The organism is Bacillus sp. 22483 (assembly GCF_052044605.1).
GTDB classification, from domain to species: domain Bacteria; phylum Bacillota; class Bacilli; order Bacillales; family Bacillaceae; genus Bacillus; species Bacillus altitudinis.
This window is the reverse complement of the sequence record NZ_JBQENU010000001.1, coordinates 425923-442970: the sequence shown is the minus strand read 5'-3', so window position 1 is coordinate 442970 and position 17048 is coordinate 425923. Positions and strand designations below refer to the sequence as shown.

General features: G+C 40.5%; 14 protein-coding genes. 8 read left to right on the top strand and 6 right to left on the bottom strand.

The window, feature by feature from the left end; translation table 11 throughout:
- Positions 1-22: 22 nt before the first annotated feature.
- The 4 genes from hemY (at position 23) to ACTJJQ_RS02240 (ending at position 5959) form a co-directional block, all read left to right on the top strand.
- On the top strand, positions 23-1435 hold the full coding sequence (hemY, locus tag ACTJJQ_RS02255) for a protoporphyrinogen oxidase (protein ID WP_008348859.1): 1413 nt from the start codon (positions 23-25) through the stop codon (positions 1433-1435).
- Positions 1436-1610: 175 nt separating this feature from the next.
- Entirely contained in the window at positions 1611-2189 is a 579-nt protein-coding gene (locus ACTJJQ_RS02250; RefSeq protein WP_026050070.1) for a TetR/AcrR family transcriptional regulator, read from the top strand.
- A gap of 64 nt (positions 2190-2253) precedes the next feature.
- Complete coding sequence (locus ACTJJQ_RS02245; protein WP_045034864.1) at positions 2254-4563, top strand: YhgE/Pip domain-containing protein; 2310 nt, start codon at positions 2254-2256, stop codon at positions 4561-4563.
- A gap of 346 nt (positions 4564-4909) precedes the next feature.
- Entirely contained in the window at positions 4910-5959 is a 1050-nt protein-coding gene (locus ACTJJQ_RS02240; protein ID WP_024720001.1) for a M42 family metallopeptidase, read from the top strand.
- Between the two features lie 31 nt (positions 5960-5990).
- On the opposite strand, the gene ACTJJQ_RS02235 is transcribed toward ACTJJQ_RS02240, so the two are convergent.
- Both ACTJJQ_RS02235 and yhfH read right to left on the bottom strand, forming a co-directional pair.
- On the bottom strand, positions 5991-7280 hold the full coding sequence (locus tag ACTJJQ_RS02235; RefSeq protein WP_144484625.1) for a cation:dicarboxylate symporter family transporter: 1290 nt from the start codon (positions 7278-7280) through the stop codon (positions 5991-5993).
- A gap of 339 nt (positions 7281-7619) precedes the next feature.
- Positions 7620-7757, bottom strand: coding sequence for a protein YhfH (gene yhfH / locus ACTJJQ_RS02230; RefSeq protein WP_008359029.1), 138 nt, complete (start codon positions 7755-7757; stop codon positions 7620-7622).
- Between the two features lie 155 nt (positions 7758-7912).
- Between yhfH and ACTJJQ_RS02225 the strand changes: the two genes are divergently transcribed.
- The 3 genes from ACTJJQ_RS02225 (at position 7913) to ACTJJQ_RS02215 (ending at position 11374) form a co-directional block, all read left to right on the top strand.
- Positions 7913-8656, top strand: a complete 744-nt coding sequence (locus ACTJJQ_RS02225) for an MBL fold metallo-hydrolase (RefSeq protein WP_045034874.1) — start codon at positions 7913-7915, stop codon at positions 8654-8656.
- A 2-nt stretch (positions 8657-8658) separates the two neighbouring features.
- On the top strand, positions 8659-9648 hold the full coding sequence (locus ACTJJQ_RS02220) for a lipoate--protein ligase (RefSeq protein ID WP_008348846.1): 990 nt from the start codon (positions 8659-8661) through the stop codon (positions 9646-9648).
- Between the two features lie 172 nt (positions 9649-9820).
- Positions 9821-11374 carry a fatty acid--CoA ligase family protein gene (locus ACTJJQ_RS02215; protein ID WP_008348843.1) on the top strand — a complete coding sequence of 518 codons (1554 nt, stop codon included), beginning with the start codon at positions 9821-9823 and terminating at the stop codon, positions 11372-11374.
- Between the two features lie 192 nt (positions 11375-11566).
- Here ACTJJQ_RS02215 and ACTJJQ_RS02210 read toward each other — a convergent pair whose 3' ends face one another.
- Positions 11567-11983: a hypothetical protein gene (locus ACTJJQ_RS02210; RefSeq protein WP_007497192.1), complete on the bottom strand. Its 417-nt coding sequence runs from the start codon at positions 11981-11983 to the stop codon at positions 11567-11569.
- A 177-nt stretch (positions 11984-12160) separates the two neighbouring features.
- Here ACTJJQ_RS02210 and ACTJJQ_RS02205 point away from each other — a divergent pair, with 177 nt between their 5' ends.
- Positions 12161-13444: a M48 family metallopeptidase gene (locus tag ACTJJQ_RS02205; protein ID WP_440599915.1), complete on the top strand. Its 1284-nt coding sequence runs from the start codon at positions 12161-12163 to the stop codon at positions 13442-13444.
- 46 nt (positions 13445-13490) lie between these two features.
- On the opposite strand, the gene ACTJJQ_RS02200 is transcribed toward ACTJJQ_RS02205, so the two are convergent.
- From ACTJJQ_RS02200 to ACTJJQ_RS02190, 3 genes are all read right to left on the bottom strand, one after another.
- Positions 13491-14636 (bottom strand): serine alkaline protease SapB, encoded by a 1146-nt coding sequence (locus tag ACTJJQ_RS02200; RefSeq protein ID WP_008348814.1) that lies wholly within the window; start codon positions 14634-14636, stop codon positions 13491-13493.
- Positions 14637-15022: 386 nt separating this feature from the next.
- The gene (locus ACTJJQ_RS02195) at positions 15023-15607 is read right to left on the bottom strand and encodes a histidine phosphatase family protein (RefSeq protein ID WP_008348812.1); all 585 of its coding nucleotides are present in this window, start codon (positions 15605-15607) and stop codon (positions 15023-15025) included.
- 61 nt (positions 15608-15668) lie between these two features.
- Positions 15669-17030 (bottom strand): globin-coupled sensor protein, encoded by a 1362-nt coding sequence (locus tag ACTJJQ_RS02190; RefSeq protein WP_370539267.1) that lies wholly within the window; start codon positions 17028-17030, stop codon positions 15669-15671.
- Positions 17031-17048 lie beyond the last annotated feature (18 nt).

Sequence of the window (17048 nt, the reverse complement as noted above, 5' to 3'; positions counted from 1 at the left end):
TCATATAAAAGAAGGCGATCCTATGCATGACAATCAAAAACACCTTGTCATCATTGGCGGTGGCATCACGGGTTTGGCCGCCGCCTTCTATTTGGAAAAGGAAATTGAAGAAAAAGGCCTTCCTATCCAAATATCTCTTATTGAAGCGAGTCCTAGGCTAGGTGGAAAAATTCAAACATTATATAAAGACGGTTATATCATTGAACGTGGACCCGATTCATTTTTAGAAAGAAAGGTCAGTGGACCCCAGCTGGCAAAAGATGTTGGCCTATCTGATCAGCTCGTCAATAATGAAACAGGGCAAGCGTATGTATTAGTCAATGAAACCCTTCATCCGATGCCAAAGGGGGCTGTCATGGGCATTCCAACTCAAATCAGTCCTTTCATTACAACTGGGCTTTTTTCAGTTGCCGGAAAAGCACGTGCAGCGATGGATTTCGTTTTACCAAAAAGCAAACAGACAGAAGATCAGTCTCTGGGGGAATTTTTTAGAAGACGTGTGGGTGATGAAGTGGTGGAGAATTTAATTGAACCGCTACTATCAGGCATTTATGCTGGTGACATTGATCGCCTGAGCTTAATGTCTACCTTCCCGCAGTTCTATCAAACAGAACAGAAGCATCGCAGTTTGATTCTTGGGATGAAAAAATCACAGCAGCATGCAAAAGCGCAACAAGTGACAGCGAAAAAGCAAGGACAGTTCCAGACAATCAATCAAGGGCTGCAAGCACTTGTTGAAGCGGTCGAAAGTAAACTCAAGCTGACGAAGATTTACAAAGGGACAAAAGTGACCCAGATCGAAAAAGCAGAGGGAGGCTATGGCGTTCAATTAGACAGCGGTCAAACGCTTTTTGCAGATTCTGCCATTGTGACAACTCCTCACCAATCGATCTATTCCATGTTTCCAAAAGAAGCAGGGCTTGAGTACTTGCATGACATGACATCGACTTCTGTTGCAACAGTTGCACTCGGATTTAAAGAAGAGGATGTTCACAATGAATATGATGGTACTGGTTTTGTCATCTCAAGAAATAGTGATTTCTCCATTACAGCATGTACGTGGACAAATAAGAAATGGCCTCACACTGCACCTAAAGGAAAAACATTGCTCCGTGCATACGTTGGGAAAGCTGGCGATGAATCAATTGTCGAACAGTCTGATCATCAAATCGTGAGCATCGTGCTGGAGGATTTGAAGAAAATCATGGATATTAAAGCAGATCCAGAGCTGACGACAGTGACTCGCTGGAAAACAAGCATGCCGCAATATCATGTGGGTCATCAAAAACAGATTTCGACTATGCGAGAAACGTTTAAGCAATCATATCCTGGTATTTATATCACGGGTGCTGCTTTCGAAGGTGTTGGGATTCCTGATTGTATTGATCAAGGAAAAGCTGCCATCTCAGAAGCTGTATCTTATCTATTTTCATAAAAAACAAACTCCCTTTTCTGTCATGGAAAGGGAGTTTTTCATGTTTGTATGTTTAGAAAAGAGTGGTGAATAATAAAATTGAACAAAGTTGTTGCATCTGAGGAAAAGGATATGGTATATTACTTTCTGTACTTAATGACCGAAACGTTCAAATAGTCATTTTGGGAGTGAGATCATGAGTGTTGATAGGAGACAAATGATTTTAGATGGAGCAACAAAGGCATTTACTCAGTTCGGGTATAAAGCCACGACAATGGACCTTGTAGCAAAGCTTGCCAACGTCGGAAAAGGAACGATTTATACCTTTTTCAAAAACAAAGAAGAGCTGTTCGATGAAATTTTCACATCACTGTTAATGGAGATGAAGAAAATTGCAGATGAAGCAATAGATGAGAAGAATAGTTTCTCAGAAAACCTTCATTTAGCACTCTTTGCAATATTAGAATTTCGAAAAAACCACCAACTTACAATTAAAATCTTTCAGGAAAATGCGGAGCTTGGCACGTCAGCAGTGAAAGAAATGATTGAAAAAATGGAGCAGATGATCATTCGCTATATTAAAACAAAAGTAAAAGAAGCGATTGAAAAAGGCGACATTAAGCCCTGTGATCCTGAATTGACGGCATTTGTGATGGTGAAACTATATATTGCACTTATTTTCGACTGGGAAAAGCGATATGAGCCTTTAACAAAAGAAGAGGTCGCTGAATCGCTCGAGCTTTATGTACTAAAAGGACTGTCTGCAACAACATAATTTTTTTTGAGTTCAAATGACCGAATTCTTAATTTAGTCATTCATCAATGGGAGGAAAACAGCAATGAATTTAATTCGGAATCAATGGAAAGACATTGTGACGAGCAAAAAACTACTGATCCCGATTTTAGCTGTCTTATTTATTCCACTGATTTATAGTGGTGTATTTTTAAAAGCTTACTGGGATCCATATGGTACAGTTGATCAATTACCTGTAGCGGTTGTCAACTTGGATGAAGGCAGTCATTATGACGGCAAAACCCTTCAAGTGGGCGATGATTTAGTGAAGGAATTAAAGAAAAACGATAGTTTTAAATGGCATTTTGTTGATAGTGAAGAAAAGGCCATCAAAGGGTTAAATAACGAAGACTATTATCTCGTCGTCGAGATTCCGAAAGATTTCTCGAAAAATGCGAGTACAGTACTAGACAAACATCCGAAAAAATCGAATCTGAAATATTATACGAATCCAGGCGCAAACTATGCTGCGTCTCAAATTGCGAATAACGCCATTATCAAATTAAAAGATTCGGTTTCAAAGGAAGTCACAGAAAATTATGCAGAGGTCATCTTTGATAACTTCAAAACGATTGCAAAAGGATTAGATCAAGCAAGCGATGGAGCGAAGAAAATTGATGACGGAACAAAAAGCGCAAAAGACGGTAGCCAAAAGTTAAAAGACAATCTGGCGAAATTGGCAGAAGGAACGTTAACGTATAGCGAAGGTGTTCATCAGTTTGCAGGAAAAATGGGTGAACTGAACACTGGAATTCAATCTCTTGATAGCGGTCTTGGTCAGCTCTTAACAGGCTATCAAACGATTGATCAGAAATTTGGTGAGCTTGGCACAGGAATTGATACATTGACCGAAGGGTTAAACACAAGCCGTGAAGGACATGAGCAGCTTTCTTCTAAAATGCCGCAATTCACAGCAGGCATTGAGCAGCTGAACAATAAAGCACAGTCATTTTCAGAAAAAATCGCTGCTGTGGAGAAAGTATTGTCTTCACCTGAATTAGCGAATCTTGAAAAGATGGCGCCTAAGATTGATCAGGTGAAAGAAGATGCAAAAACGTTTAGTACCAAACTTGCTTCTTTAAAAGAAGCATTATCTAATCGAGATGCAAAAGTAAAAAGTATTATTCAAAACAGCTCGATGACAGATGAAGAGAAAAAGGCGGCAATGGATCAGCTAGACAGTCTTCCTAAAATTGAACTGCCTGATTTGTCTGGTCTTGAGCAAAGCTTAGCGGCGCTGCAGGAACTGCCTGACGCAAGTGAAGTTCAGTCTGCGGTTGCATCTGCAAAAGCACAGCTACAGCAAGTCAAGCAGCTGCCAGAGAAAACAGAACAGCTGTATACATCGACAGTCGCCATACAAAATGCGATTGATCAAATGACATCCGGTACGAATAAATTGTATCAAGGTGCACTGAAGCTTCAAACGGGCCAAGGGAAATTACAAGATGGCCTGCAAACAGCAAATGGAAAGCTTGATACAGCGAAAAGTGGTGCGGATAAACTGGCAAATGGTTCAAGCCAGCTTAGTGCAGCATTGAATAAACTAGAAAGTGGATCAGCGAGTATCCAAAGCAACTCATCTAAACTGGCTGAAGGGTCAAAATCCCTTGATAAAGGATTAGGTGACTTAAAAAGTGGAACTGGAAAGCTTTCTGATAAGCTAAAAAGCGCTGCAGATGAAACAGGAGACATTGATGCGGGGCAGGACAACTACAATATGATTGCAAGCCCAGTCAAAACAGAGAATGATACAGCGAAAAAAATTGATAACTATGGAACAGGGCTCACACCATATATTTTATCAATGGGACTCTTTGTTGGAGCTCTTATGCTGACTGTTGTATTCCCAATGAAAGATCCTGCAGGACGCCCTAGAAATGCGTTTGAATGGTTTGTCAGCAAATATAGTGTGCTTCTCTTAGTCGGTATCTTGCAGGCAGTGATTGCAAGCTCCATGCTGATCTTTGGACTTGGACTTGAAGTGGAAAGCCTCTGGCGCTTCTATCTCTTTGCGATCATCGTCAGTCTGACATTCCTAGCGATCATTCAGCTTCTTGCGACGACGATGGGGAACCCAGGACGCTTTATTGCCGTCATTATCTTGGTTCTTCAGCTTGCAGCAAGTGCGGGTACATTCCCGCTTGAGCTTGTACCAAAATTCTTCCAAGTTATTCACAGTCTGCTTCCAATGACGTATACCATCAACGGATTTAGAACGATCATTGCAAGCGGTGATAACAGTTATTTATGGCACCAAGCAGCGATTCTTGGAACAGTAGCCATCATCATGATGGCTGCAACAACAGCATACTTTGCTTGGAACATAAGAAAAATGAAACAAGAAGAAGCTTAATCAAAAAAACCTTTCTCTTTCATGAGAAAGGTTTCAGCGTGTAGACAAACCCTCGCATTCTTTGTCAGTCCTGTGTGCCGGTGCTCACGAATGTCAAATTCGCTCCGCACCGGTACTCGTCCTTCCTAGAATTCAAAGGTTTTCTATCACGCTGAAAAGAAGACAAAGAGCTAAAATCAAGTTCATTTTAGCCCTTTGTCAACATTCTGAAACCTTTCTCTTTCCTGAGAAAGGTTTTTCTATTAGAAATTAGACATCAGGAACCCGAAGCGATATATTTTAAGAAGGATGCTGAAAAAAGGCATGCTTGGAAAGAATTTCTTTTAGATGAAGGAGGATATGCCGAATGACAACGGAAGTAAATGAAACGATTCAGCTTATTCAAAAGCTTGTGTCGATCCCAAGTCCATCAGGAAATACTGAGAAAGTGATTGGCTTTGTCGAACGTTTTTTACAAGATTTAAATATTGAAACGAAGCGAAATCGAAAAGGCGGATTAATTGCCACCCTAAAAGGAACAGATGACAAGGAACACCGCATGCTGACAGCACATGTCGATACGCTCGGTGCGATGGTCAAAGAAATTAAATCAAATGGCCGGCTGCGTCTTGCACTCATTGGAGGCTTTCAATATAACTCGATAGAAGGCGAGTATTGTGAAATTGAAACAGTAACAGGCCGTACATACACAGGTACCATTCTGATGCATCAAACGTCCGTTCACGTATATGAGGATGCTGGAAAAGCGAAGCGAAATCAAGAAAATATGGAGATTCGCTTAGATGAAAAAGTGAAAAATGCAGACGATGTGCAAGCACTTGGCATTCAAGTAGGAGACTTTATCTCATTTGATCCTAGAGTGGAAGTGACATCTTCAGGTTTTATTAAATCAAGACACCTTGATGATAAGGCAAGTGTGGCGTTGTTGCTGAGATTGATTCACCGCATTCAAACAGAGAACATCACATTGCCGCATACGACACATTTCTTAATTTCAAATAATGAAGAAATCGGATACGGTGGGAACTCAAATATCCCGGAAGAAACGGTGGAATATTTGGCTGTTGATATGGGAGCCATCGGTGACGGTCAATCAACTGATGAATACAGTGTGTCAATATGTGTGAAGGATTCTAGCGGTCCTTATCACTATGGGCTGCGCAAACATTTAGCAGCATTAGCTGAGGCAAATAAGATCGATTACCGCCTTGATATTTACCCTTATTATGGCTCAGATGCGTCGGCAGCGATTCGAGCAGGGCATGATATCATTCATGGACTGATTGGACCTGGCATTGACTCTTCGCATGCCTTTGAAAGAACCCATGAAGACTCATTGATTCATACAGCCAATCTTCTGTACCACTATGTTCAAAGCAAATTAATCACAGTATAAAAAAGAACCCCGATCGCGGGGTTCTTTTTGATTAGCTTGAAAGTTGTGTTGGCTCAGGTACATCTTGTCCAGTCATCACGCGGTGTCCTTTTTCAGGGTCATATTGCCCTTCCCATTTAGACATCACGACAGCTGCAAGTGCATTACCTGTTAAGTTGACAACGGTTCTTGCCATATCCATGATACGATCAACACCTGCAATAAAGGCTAGACCTTCAGCAGGAACACCGATTGTTCCAAGTGTTGCAAGTAATACAACAAAGGATGTACCAGGAACGGCAGCCATTCCTTTTGATGTCACCATCAATACAAGGATTAGTGTGAGCTGCTGTACGATCGTGAGGTCAATGCCATATACCTGCGCTAAGAAAAGCGCCGCAATGGCTTGATACAAGACGGAGCCGTCCAGATTAAACGTATAACCAATTGGGATAACAAAAGAAACAATTCCTTTTGGACACCCGATGCGCTCCATTTTATCCATGACTCTCGGTAAAACTGTTTCAGAGCTGGATGTACTAAAGGCGAGAAGCATTTCGTCTTTCATGTAAGCAAGAAATCTGAAAATATTGACGCCAATCATCTTTCCAATAATTCCGAATACAACGATAAGGAAGAGAGCGAGCGCAAAATAAACAAGACCTACCAGCTTACCTAATGAAATAAGAGATTCAAGACCAAATTTTGAGACAGTCACACCAATGAGTGCGAAGACACCAAATGGTGCAGCTTTCATCACAACATTGACGACATGGAACATGGCGTGTGATACACCTTCAAAGAAGGCGAGCACTGGTTTGCCGCGTTCACCAATGGCTGAAACGCCAAGTGCAAATAACACAGTAAAGAAAATAATCGCAAGCAAATCACCTTCCGCCAATGATTGGAAGAAGTTCGTTGGAACGATATGAAGGAACGTATCAGCAACTGATTTACTGCTTTGCTCTTTTTCCGTTTCAACATACTGGCTAATGTCCTGTTTTTCCGTATTTCCGAAGTCAACGCCTGCACCAGGTTGTACAAAGTTTGCAAGCACGAGACCAAGAATTATCGCAAATGTTGTGATTATTTCAAAATAAAGAATGGTTCTAAAACCAAGCTTCCCTACCTTTTTACCATCACCGGCACCTGCAACTCCTAAAATTAAGCTAGATACGACAATTGGTATCACAATCATCTTAATGAGTCTTAAGAAGAAGTCTCCAATTGGTTTTAAATAAGTCTCAACGCCTGGGTTACCGAAAAAGATTGCCCCAACAACGACACCGAGAATAAGACCGATTAGGATTTGTGTAGCTAATCCAAATTTTAATTTTTTCATAGATTTCCTCCCTAGCATATTCATTAAAGGAATATTCCCATCATATTAAGTTTTAATATATGAATTAAAGTATAACTAAAATTAAAGAGGTTCGTCCACGATTAAATTATATTAAGAAAATACAAAATTATTTGAAAAAATGGACACTTCGAACCCCCTTCGTTGTTTTAAGTCAATAAAAAGTGCCTTCCGAACTAAAAGTCATCATATGAAAATACTAAAAAACCCTTCTGTACCAAGGGTTTTACCTTTTTACCTATTTTTCAGAAAAAATAAAAAGCACTTTTGACTCCAACTGACGAAGGAGGAAAAAAGTGCCTTTTTATTCTATTTATTTCCTTATTTAAGATAACTTACTTGTGAGCATTCCTCACATTCATTACCGTAACACTCGTGCTGTTCCATTAAATCATTTCCACATTTTGTGCATTTTTTTGAAGGCAAATTTCTAAAAAACTCAGTGATTTTTCCTAGCATTTGTCATCCTCCAATACGTTTTATTGTTATCATTGTATTATAACAGATTTATAATTGTCAATCTGTTTTGTAACAATAGGCAAGAAGAATGCTTTTTTTATGAAAAATGGGTATATTGTAAGAAGGGGATTTTTTGAAAAGGAGGAAATATGACGATGAAATTAACCGTGATTGGCTGCTACGGAGGATTTCCAGCAGCTGGTGAAGCCACATCAGGTTATCTTTTTGAATCAGATGGTTTTCGTCTGCTTGTCGACTGCGGGAGCGGAGTTCTGTCAAAGCTTCAGCAATACATTGATATAGAAGAACTAGATGCTGTACTCCTTTCTCATTATCATCACGATCATGTTGCAGATATCGGACCTCTCCAATATGCGAAGCTAGTGGGTTATCATTTAGGAAAAAGCAGTGGTCCGCTGACGATCTACGGACATACCGGGGATCAAGCAGCATTTCAGCGGCTCTCTGATGATGTACATACAAAGACAAAACCTTATCACCCGGAAGAGGGCATTCAAATTGGACCATTTCAAATTGATTTTTTGAAAACGGTTCATCCGGCAGAATGCTATGCGATGAGAATTCAGGCAAATGAGGCTGTGGTGGTGTATACAGCTGACTCCAGCTATCAAGATGCATTTATCCCTTTTAGCAAGGATGCAGACTTACTTATTGCCGAAAGCAACTTTTACGCCGGACAAGACGGATCGGGTGCAGGACATATGAACAGCACTGAAGTAGGGAAGCTGGCAAGTGAAGCAAATGTTGGAGAGCTTATCATCACCCATCTGCCTCATTTCGGTCGGCATAAAGACCTAGTCAATGAAGCACAGGCGTTATATACTGGCAATATACAGCTTGCCCAATCAGGGCTTAGATGGAACAAGGAAGGAAGATAGAGATGCTGTTTATCGATAACGAGCAACATTATGATCCAATGATTAATTTAGCCATTGAAGAGTATTGCTTAAAATATTTAGATCCAGAAGAAACGTATTTGCTGTTTTACATCAACCAGCCGTCTATTATTATTGGAAAGAACCAAAATACAATAGAAGAAATCAACACAAAATATGTGGAAGACAATGGCATCAAAGTCGTTCGCCGGTTATCTGGCGGTGGTGCGGTTTACCATGACAAAGGAAACTTGAACTTCAGTTTTATTACAAAAGACGATGGGGACAGCTTTCATAACTTTAAAAAATTCACCGAGCCAGTCATCAAAGCGCTTGAAAAGCTTGGCGTCAAAGCGGAATTAAGCGGCAGAAATGACATCATGGCAGATGGGCGTAAAATCTCGGGGAATGCTCAATTTGCTACACGAGGACGTATCTTCAGTCATGGCACCCTATTATTTGATTCAGAAATCGAACATGTTGTCTCGGCATTAAATGTGAAGAAAGAAAAGATCGAATCAAAAGGCATCAAATCCATTAGAAGCAGGGTTGCGAATATTAGTGAACTGATGGATCAAAAGATGACAACAGAAGAATTTAGAAAAATTCTTTTAAGCTATATTTTTGACACGAACGGAGACGTGCCTGAGTATCAGCTGACAGAAAAGGATTGGGAGAAGATTCATGAGATTTCTCGTGATCGATACCAAAAATGGGAATGGAACTACGGCCGTTCACCTAAGTTTAACTTGCAGCACTCTAAGCGTTTTCCAGCTGGATCGATTGATCTTCGATTAGAAGTGAAAAAAGGCATCATTCAAGACTGCAAAATTTTTGGTGACTTCTTCGGTGTAGGGGATATTGCTGATATTGAGAAACGACTCATTGGGCAACAATATGATCGCAAAACCATTAGTGATGTATTAGAAGACATGGATATGCGCCATTATTTTGGTAACGTATCAAAAGAAGATTTTCTGGATTTGATTTATTAAGCAAGGACAAGCACGGCTAGAGATAGCGGTGCTTTTTCTAATGAAAGAGATGAAAGCGGTTTACATTTGATCTTGTGAATTTTTTCGATTGTCTATTATAATAGAAAGGAGGAATGTTTGGTCATAAAATGAATGGCTATTCATTCATTGATGAAGTATAAGGGGTGGGAGAATGGATTTGATCAAAAATCTTGAGCAGACTGCGATGACCAAGGGAGAGAACGTCGCACTGATCTTTGAAGGGAACAAGTGGACCTATCAAGAACTGATGACAAGTATCGAACGTTTTGCAGATGGTTTAGTGAGCGAAGGGTTTCAAGCGGGAGATCATATCGCACTGATTTTAGGAAATTCACCGCATTTTGTGATTTCATTTTTTGGTGCATTAAAGGCAGGACTTGTTGTTGTACCTGTCAATCCAACATATACGCCAAGTGAAATCGGCTATATGCTGGTCACTGGTGATGTAAAAGGGATTGTTGCACCGGATCAGCTTCTGCCGATATACGAGCAGGTGTATGAACAGCTTCCATCTATTGAACGAGTCATTATTTGTGCACAAAATGAATCTGCGTGCAGGTCAAGTTTAAAAGAAGTATCTGATCGTCTTGTTTTCTTCGGAAAGCTTGTGTCTGGAGATGCGCCGGAAACTGAGCATCCTGTCATACAACCTGACGATACGGCCGTTATTTTATTTACATCTGGCACAACAGGAAAACCAAAAGGGGCAATGCTCACTCATGTTAACCTATATTCAAATGCAAGAGACATTGCGGAGTACCTGTCAATTGATGAGAAGGACAAGGTGATTGCTGCTTTACCGATGTTCCATGTGTTTTGTTTGACCGTCTGTATGAATGCCCCTTTGATTCATGGAGCGACCATCTATGTCCTGCCGCATTTCAGCCCATCAGAGCTTTTACGAATGATGGAGAAAGAAAAACCAACGCTATTTGTTGGTGTTCCAACCATGTATAACTATTTATATCGTCAGGACGGTCATGAGGAAGCGATGAAGTCGGTGAGGATTTGTATATCAGGCGGTGCGTCCATGCCTGTTGCTTTACTTCACGGTTTTGAAGAAAAGTTCGGTGTCACGGTGTTAGAGGGCTATGGATTGTCAGAGGCTTCCCCAGTGACGGCATTCAATCCCCTTGATGGAAAAAGAAAACCAGGCTCGGTCGGCACTGATATTATGAATGTGAAAAATAAGATCGTGAATGAACTTGGAGAAGAAGTTGGACCAAACGAAGTCGGAGAACTGATCGCAAAAGGGCCAAACATTATGAAAGGCTATTATCAAATGCCAGAAGACACAGAAGCAGCACTGAAAGATGGCTGGCTGTACACAGGAGATTTGGCGAGAAGAGATGAAGACGGATATATTTATATCGTCGATCGAAAAAAGGATATGATTCTCGTAGGCGGGTATAATGTCTATCCAAGAGAAGTAGAAGAAGTGCTTTATCAACATGAAGCTGTAGCAGAAGCCGTTGTCATCGGTGTGCCCGATCCAAACACAGGAGAGGCTGTTGTCTGTTACATTTCCCCTAAGAAACATGCTCACATCAATCAAGAAGACATCATCACACATTGTTCACGCTATTTGGCGAAATATAAGCAGCCCCAAACGATCCATTTCATTGATGATATTCCAAAAAACACGACTGGTAAAATTTTAAGAAGAGCGCTAAAGGATAAGTACCAAGCAGAAACAAGTAAATAAAAAAAGAGTCTCTTCTTATGAGGAGGCTCCTCAGCGTGTAGACAAACCCTCGCATTCTTTGTCAGTCCTGCGTGCTGGTTCACATTCGCTCCGCGCCTCCTAGACTGCAAAGGTTTTCTATCATGCTGAAAAGAAGACAAGGGGATAAAATAAAGTTCATTTTATCCCTTTGTCAACAATCTAGGGAGACTCTTATGAAGAGGCTCCTTTTTGAATCGCTTCTTGTACCTGTTTTCGAAAGGAATTTGACTGTTTTTGATTTAATTCATAATAGGTGCCGTCTACTAAAAAAACAACTTGAGAGCGGTTGGTCCATAGCTGAAAAGAAGTGCCATTTGTCCGTCCGAACATGACCTTGGCGATATAATCTGGCTTCTTTACATTCTTTTTGAGATGGCTGCTTGTTTGTTTCCCTTTGTTTAATTGTTCAATTAGATCCTCAGTTGTATCTTTATCATCTATTTCATAAGAAATGGACTGGTTCGTGGGTGAAAGCAATAATTTCTCTGCTCGATTTTCATCGAAGATGTCACTTGTCCGGCTGAACACATAAAAGAAGGTAATCAGTAAAAGCCCAAAGATCACAATTCCTGCAAGGATTTTCTTCATGATGAACCTCCAACTCACTTTTTTATGGTTAGTTTCTCCGATTTTTGAACAGCATAATCATTTTTTTCACTCAAGCTTTTTCAGATAGGGCATGCTATGATGGAGCCACATGAGACAGGTTCTAAACAAAAACGTGCGTGATTACAATAGAGAGAGAAATGGAAAGGAGGCTGACCAGTGCGAGTACGCAAATGGGTAGCTCTTGCAACGGTAGCATACATATTGTACGGTCTTTTTATTTATTCTTACTTATTTCTAATGGGGGATTCATCTGTCCCTGACAGTGTGAAAGGGACAAGTGCAGACCCGCATACATTTATGACAAGCCATGAGCTTGTGATTAGTGGAAGTTACTCGAACATTCGTAACCTGTTGTACTTTATGACAATTCCTTTAGATTGGTATGTCTTTTTCCTTTTGCTCATTTCAGGGTTTTCAAGGAAATTAGCAGATTGGAGCTTGGCAGCAGCTCGTTTTGACCTTTTGAGCAAACTTGTGTATGTGTTTGTGCTGTCACTTTTGACGATGCTGATCACATTGCCGGTCAAGTGGGTGAGCTACCAGTTGTCCTTGTACTACGGTGTTTCAGCACAAAGTACGACAAGTTGGCTAAAAGACCAAACGCTTGATTTTTGGATTCAATATCCACTGCTTGTTCTATGCGCCATTGTGTTCTTTTGGCTCATTCAAAAGAAAAGGAAATATTGGTGGCTGTATGCTTGGTGTTTAACCGTTCCAGTTACACTGTTTCTCTTCTTTATACAGCCGGTCGTTATTGATCCACTCTACAATGATTTTTACCCATTGAAGGATCAAGCGCTTGAGAAAAAGATATTAACTCTTGCAGAGAAAGCACACATTCCAGCAGATCATGTATATGAAGTCAACATGTCAGAGAAAACAAACACGATGAATGCTTACGTCACAGGAATTGGTGAAAATAAGCGTATTGTTTTGTGGGATACGACACTTCAAAAGCTGAAAGACCGTGAAATCTTATTTATCATGGCGCATGAGATGGGACATTACGTGATGAAGCATGTGTATATCGGTTTAGCAGGATATTTAGTGCTGTCTCTGGTTGGATTTTTTGCCATTGACCGTCTTTATTTTTACCTTTACCAAAAAGGCGCTTCTCCATTTCGTCTGAAGGCACCACATGACGTTGCTGCTCTTCCGCTTCTGTTGATCATTGTATCTATGCTGTCATTTGTTGCTTCTCCTTTTACAAATGCTGTGTCAAGGCATCAAGAACGTGCAGCTGATGAATACGCCGTGAACTTGACGAAAGATGGAGAGGCGGGGGTGACGTCATTTCAAAAGCTTGCAAAATCAGGGCTTTCCCAAGTCAATCCGCCACTTTTAGTGAAAATCTTCCGCTATGGACACCCGACGATGATGGAGAGAATCTTCGATATGGAAAAAGCCGCAAAAAAAGAGGAAACATCGAAAAAGCAATAAATAAAAAATCCGGCTCAGTTCGCCGGATTTTTTTGTCACACTTATTTTAGTTAGAAGCCGCTTGAACGTTAATTAATCCTTTTCCATAATAGAACGAATTACCAAGCGGTGTTGCCGTATTTTCTAAGCGCTGACGAACCTGAGACGTTGATAGATTCGGATACTTAGAAAGGATAAGCGCTGCTGCTCCTGCTACATGAGGAGATGCCATTGATGTTCCCGTATAAGACGTATATCCACTGCTTGGTACTGTACTTAAAATCGATGTACCAGGTGCAGAAACATCTAATTCAGGACCTGCGCTAGAAGACGAGTTTCTGACATTGTTGCTGTTCACGTTGGCAACAGCAATTGTAGAGTCGTATTTTGCAGGATACCCTACGGTGCTAGTAGAGCCAGTTGAACCTGAATTCCCTGCTGCGGCAACGACAACTACTCCGCGGTTATTCGCTGTGTCTACAGCATTTTTAAGCGCTGTGGAGCCGTTTGGTCCGCCTAAGCTCATATTGATGACATCCATGTTATTGGCAACAGCCCATTCAATACCGCTGATAATCCAGCTGTATTGTCCATCGCCGTAACGATCTAATACTTTAACGGCATACAAGGAGGCGCTTGGCGCAACCCCAAGAACACCAATCGTGTTATCAAGGGCAGCAATGGTTCCGGCTACATGAGTTCCGTGTGATTGAAAGTCTTGTGTGGCATTTGGCTCTGAAGGGACGAAGCTAGCACCGCCTGCAACATTTAAGTCAGGGTGTGCGGCGTGGATTCCAGTATCAAGGACAGCTACTTTGACGTTAGCACCTTTATAACCTTGAGCGTGTACGGCTGGAGCTTTGATTTGAGGGATACCATAAGGGACGGTTTGGGCATATGCTTCTGCTTTGTGGTCTTCTTCTACATAAGCAATGCTAGGGTCGTGTTCAAGTTTTTTTGCGGCTTGTTCAGACATCTTCACTTGTGCAGCATTAATGAGGCGGTATTGTTTTTCTAATTTCCCACCATTTTGTGTCACTGCCTGTTTCTTAGAGCTGTTTGTGGTGGCAGAAGCTTTAAAGCCAACGATATAGCTTTTTTCGCTTTCTGACTTTGAGGCAGTTTCGGCATTTGCCATCGAGCCTCCAAACCCTGCTGAAAACAGAAGAGGGACAGCCAATAAAACACTTGTCATCACATTTTTCTTTTTCACGCACATTCCACATCCCTTTTTCTTATTTCAGAATAATCATCCGTAGTCTATTAGAATGATCCGTTTGATTATTCTGTATTTTCAGTTTAATAGAGATAGGCAAATAAGAGTAGACCTGAATTTTTGTGGAAGTCCTAGCGAAAAATAGGGAATTAAGTCACTTGGAAATGATGGTAAAATATGTTTATTTTATATTTCCAACGGTTTTCTATTAAAAAGGAATCGTGCTTTTTTTCTCATGATCCATTTGAGGATAAACATTCGATACCCGAAATGCCATAAAATAGGTAGAAAAGGCTATCATCTATTTCGAATTTCGATATAAAAAAATATTATTTTATCATTGTTTTTGACATGAAAAAGAACCTGCTATGAAAACAGGTTCTTTAAGAAGGGGCAGATTGTGTTAAATGGCTGACCACGTTGTAATCGTTCACCTTCCATTCACCATCTGTCCATTCCACATAATTTAAGCAGGCATTCTCAAGTCTTGTATCCTTAATACCCATATGTTTGTCAGCTAGTGAGGTGAGTAAGGCATGGATGGCAGCACCGTGTGCTACGATTAGTACCCGTTGATCTGGGTAGGTTGCTCTCACTTTTTCAATACCTTCTAGCATTCGATCTTGAAGTGCCGATAGTGGTTCCATATTTGGATACTGTTTATTTGGAAACAGTTTCTGACGTTCCTCAAATGACATGCCTTCAGCGTCGCCATAGTCACGTTCAATAAAATCGTCCATGATCACGAGCGGTGCATGTACATGCTGTAAAATCAAATGAGCTGTTTCTTTTGCCCTTGATAGCGGACTGGAAATGACAACATCCCAGTGGGCATTTTTTAAGTAAAGACCGGTTTGTTCCGCTTGCCATTTACCAGTGTCATTTAAAGGGATATCTGTTCGTCCTTGAATTCGTTTTGCTGCATTCCAATCGGTTTCTCCGTGTCTGACTAGGCAAATTGCTGTCAATCAAATCCCGCCTTTTCTATCTTTTCCTCTATTATACTAAAACAGAAGAAGAATGACTGGATCAGTGATTTGTCAGACTCGTTAAAGACTCGACCGAACTTGCCACTTGGGACACTGTTTGTTTGACTTCTTTCAATTCGTTTAGGAATGTTTGCAAATCTATTTCAATTTTTCCGTTTTGGTTTTTGCTTAAGTTCATGCTGCTGACGATATCATCGAATAGCGAGTTGATTTGGGTCATTTTTTCTTTACTGTCTGTCACAAGTAAATTCACATCAGCAATATGCTGTGACACAATGGCGATTTGTGAATTTGTGTTGTTGACGAGCTCAGATACAGTTGAAACCGTTTTCTTTGTATCCTCTGATAATTTGCGAACCTCATTTGCAACGACAGCAAAGCCTTTGCCATGTTCACCTGCTCGAGCTGATTCGATTGAAGCGTTTAAAGATAGTAAATTCGTTTGCTCCGCAATACCTGTGACGATCCCAAAAATTTGTTCAATTTGTTTCGCAATTTCTTCTAAGCGTTTAATTTCTGTTTCAATCTTTGTCATACTGCCGTCAATTTGGTTCATTTGCGTCTGCTGAATTTCTAACTCTTTTTTACCGCCAATTGATTTCTCTTCAACTTGTGCTGAGATCTTTGTGCCAGCCTGTGACATATCCGCCATCTCATCAGATTTTGATACAAGTTTGTCCACTGCATTTGTTGTGTTTGAGAAGAGAGAAGCAAGTGAATTAGATGTTTCTGTAATTTTTGTATGAAGCTCTTTTTGCTGTAGTTCTGCTTCATCACGAACTTTAGAGTATTCATTTTGGAACGTATCTAGGACAAGCTGTTGCTCTAGATTTAAAATTTTCGTCGTCGCCTTCACTGCCGTCTGATATTCTTTGAAATCTTGGATATGCTGGGCAAATAAATCCATTATGGATAGCAATAGGTCTTGGAAGGCTGCCATATACCATTTAGGTTGAAGTCCAATTCTTAAATGAACTTGTGCAATTTTAATTCTTTTGGCCACATAAGATTCGTCAATCACACCGGCAAACATTTCACTAATATGAATGCGTAGTGTTTTCTTTAGACGCTCGACTGAGCTGTTATCTTGAATGATGTGCATCAAGGAAGACTCGACTTCTAGGTTTTTATAAAATTTATCGACGATATGTTCAATTTCATCTTGAACGATTGGATTCAGCTGTTTCAAGATAAAAAGGTCTTGCTGCGTCAAATCAATCATTTTAATTTGTTTGGCAATGTCCGTATTCTCCGGAAAATTGATTCGTTTTATCCCATCATCCTGCTGTGTGAAAAAAGCAGTGTTTTTCTTTTTACTCTCTTTTTTAAATAACAATGTGTTTGTCCCCCCATGATCATCAAAAATATCAGACTTTATGTTTTTTATCGGATAATATTGGATTTTTTAAAGGGGAAACAG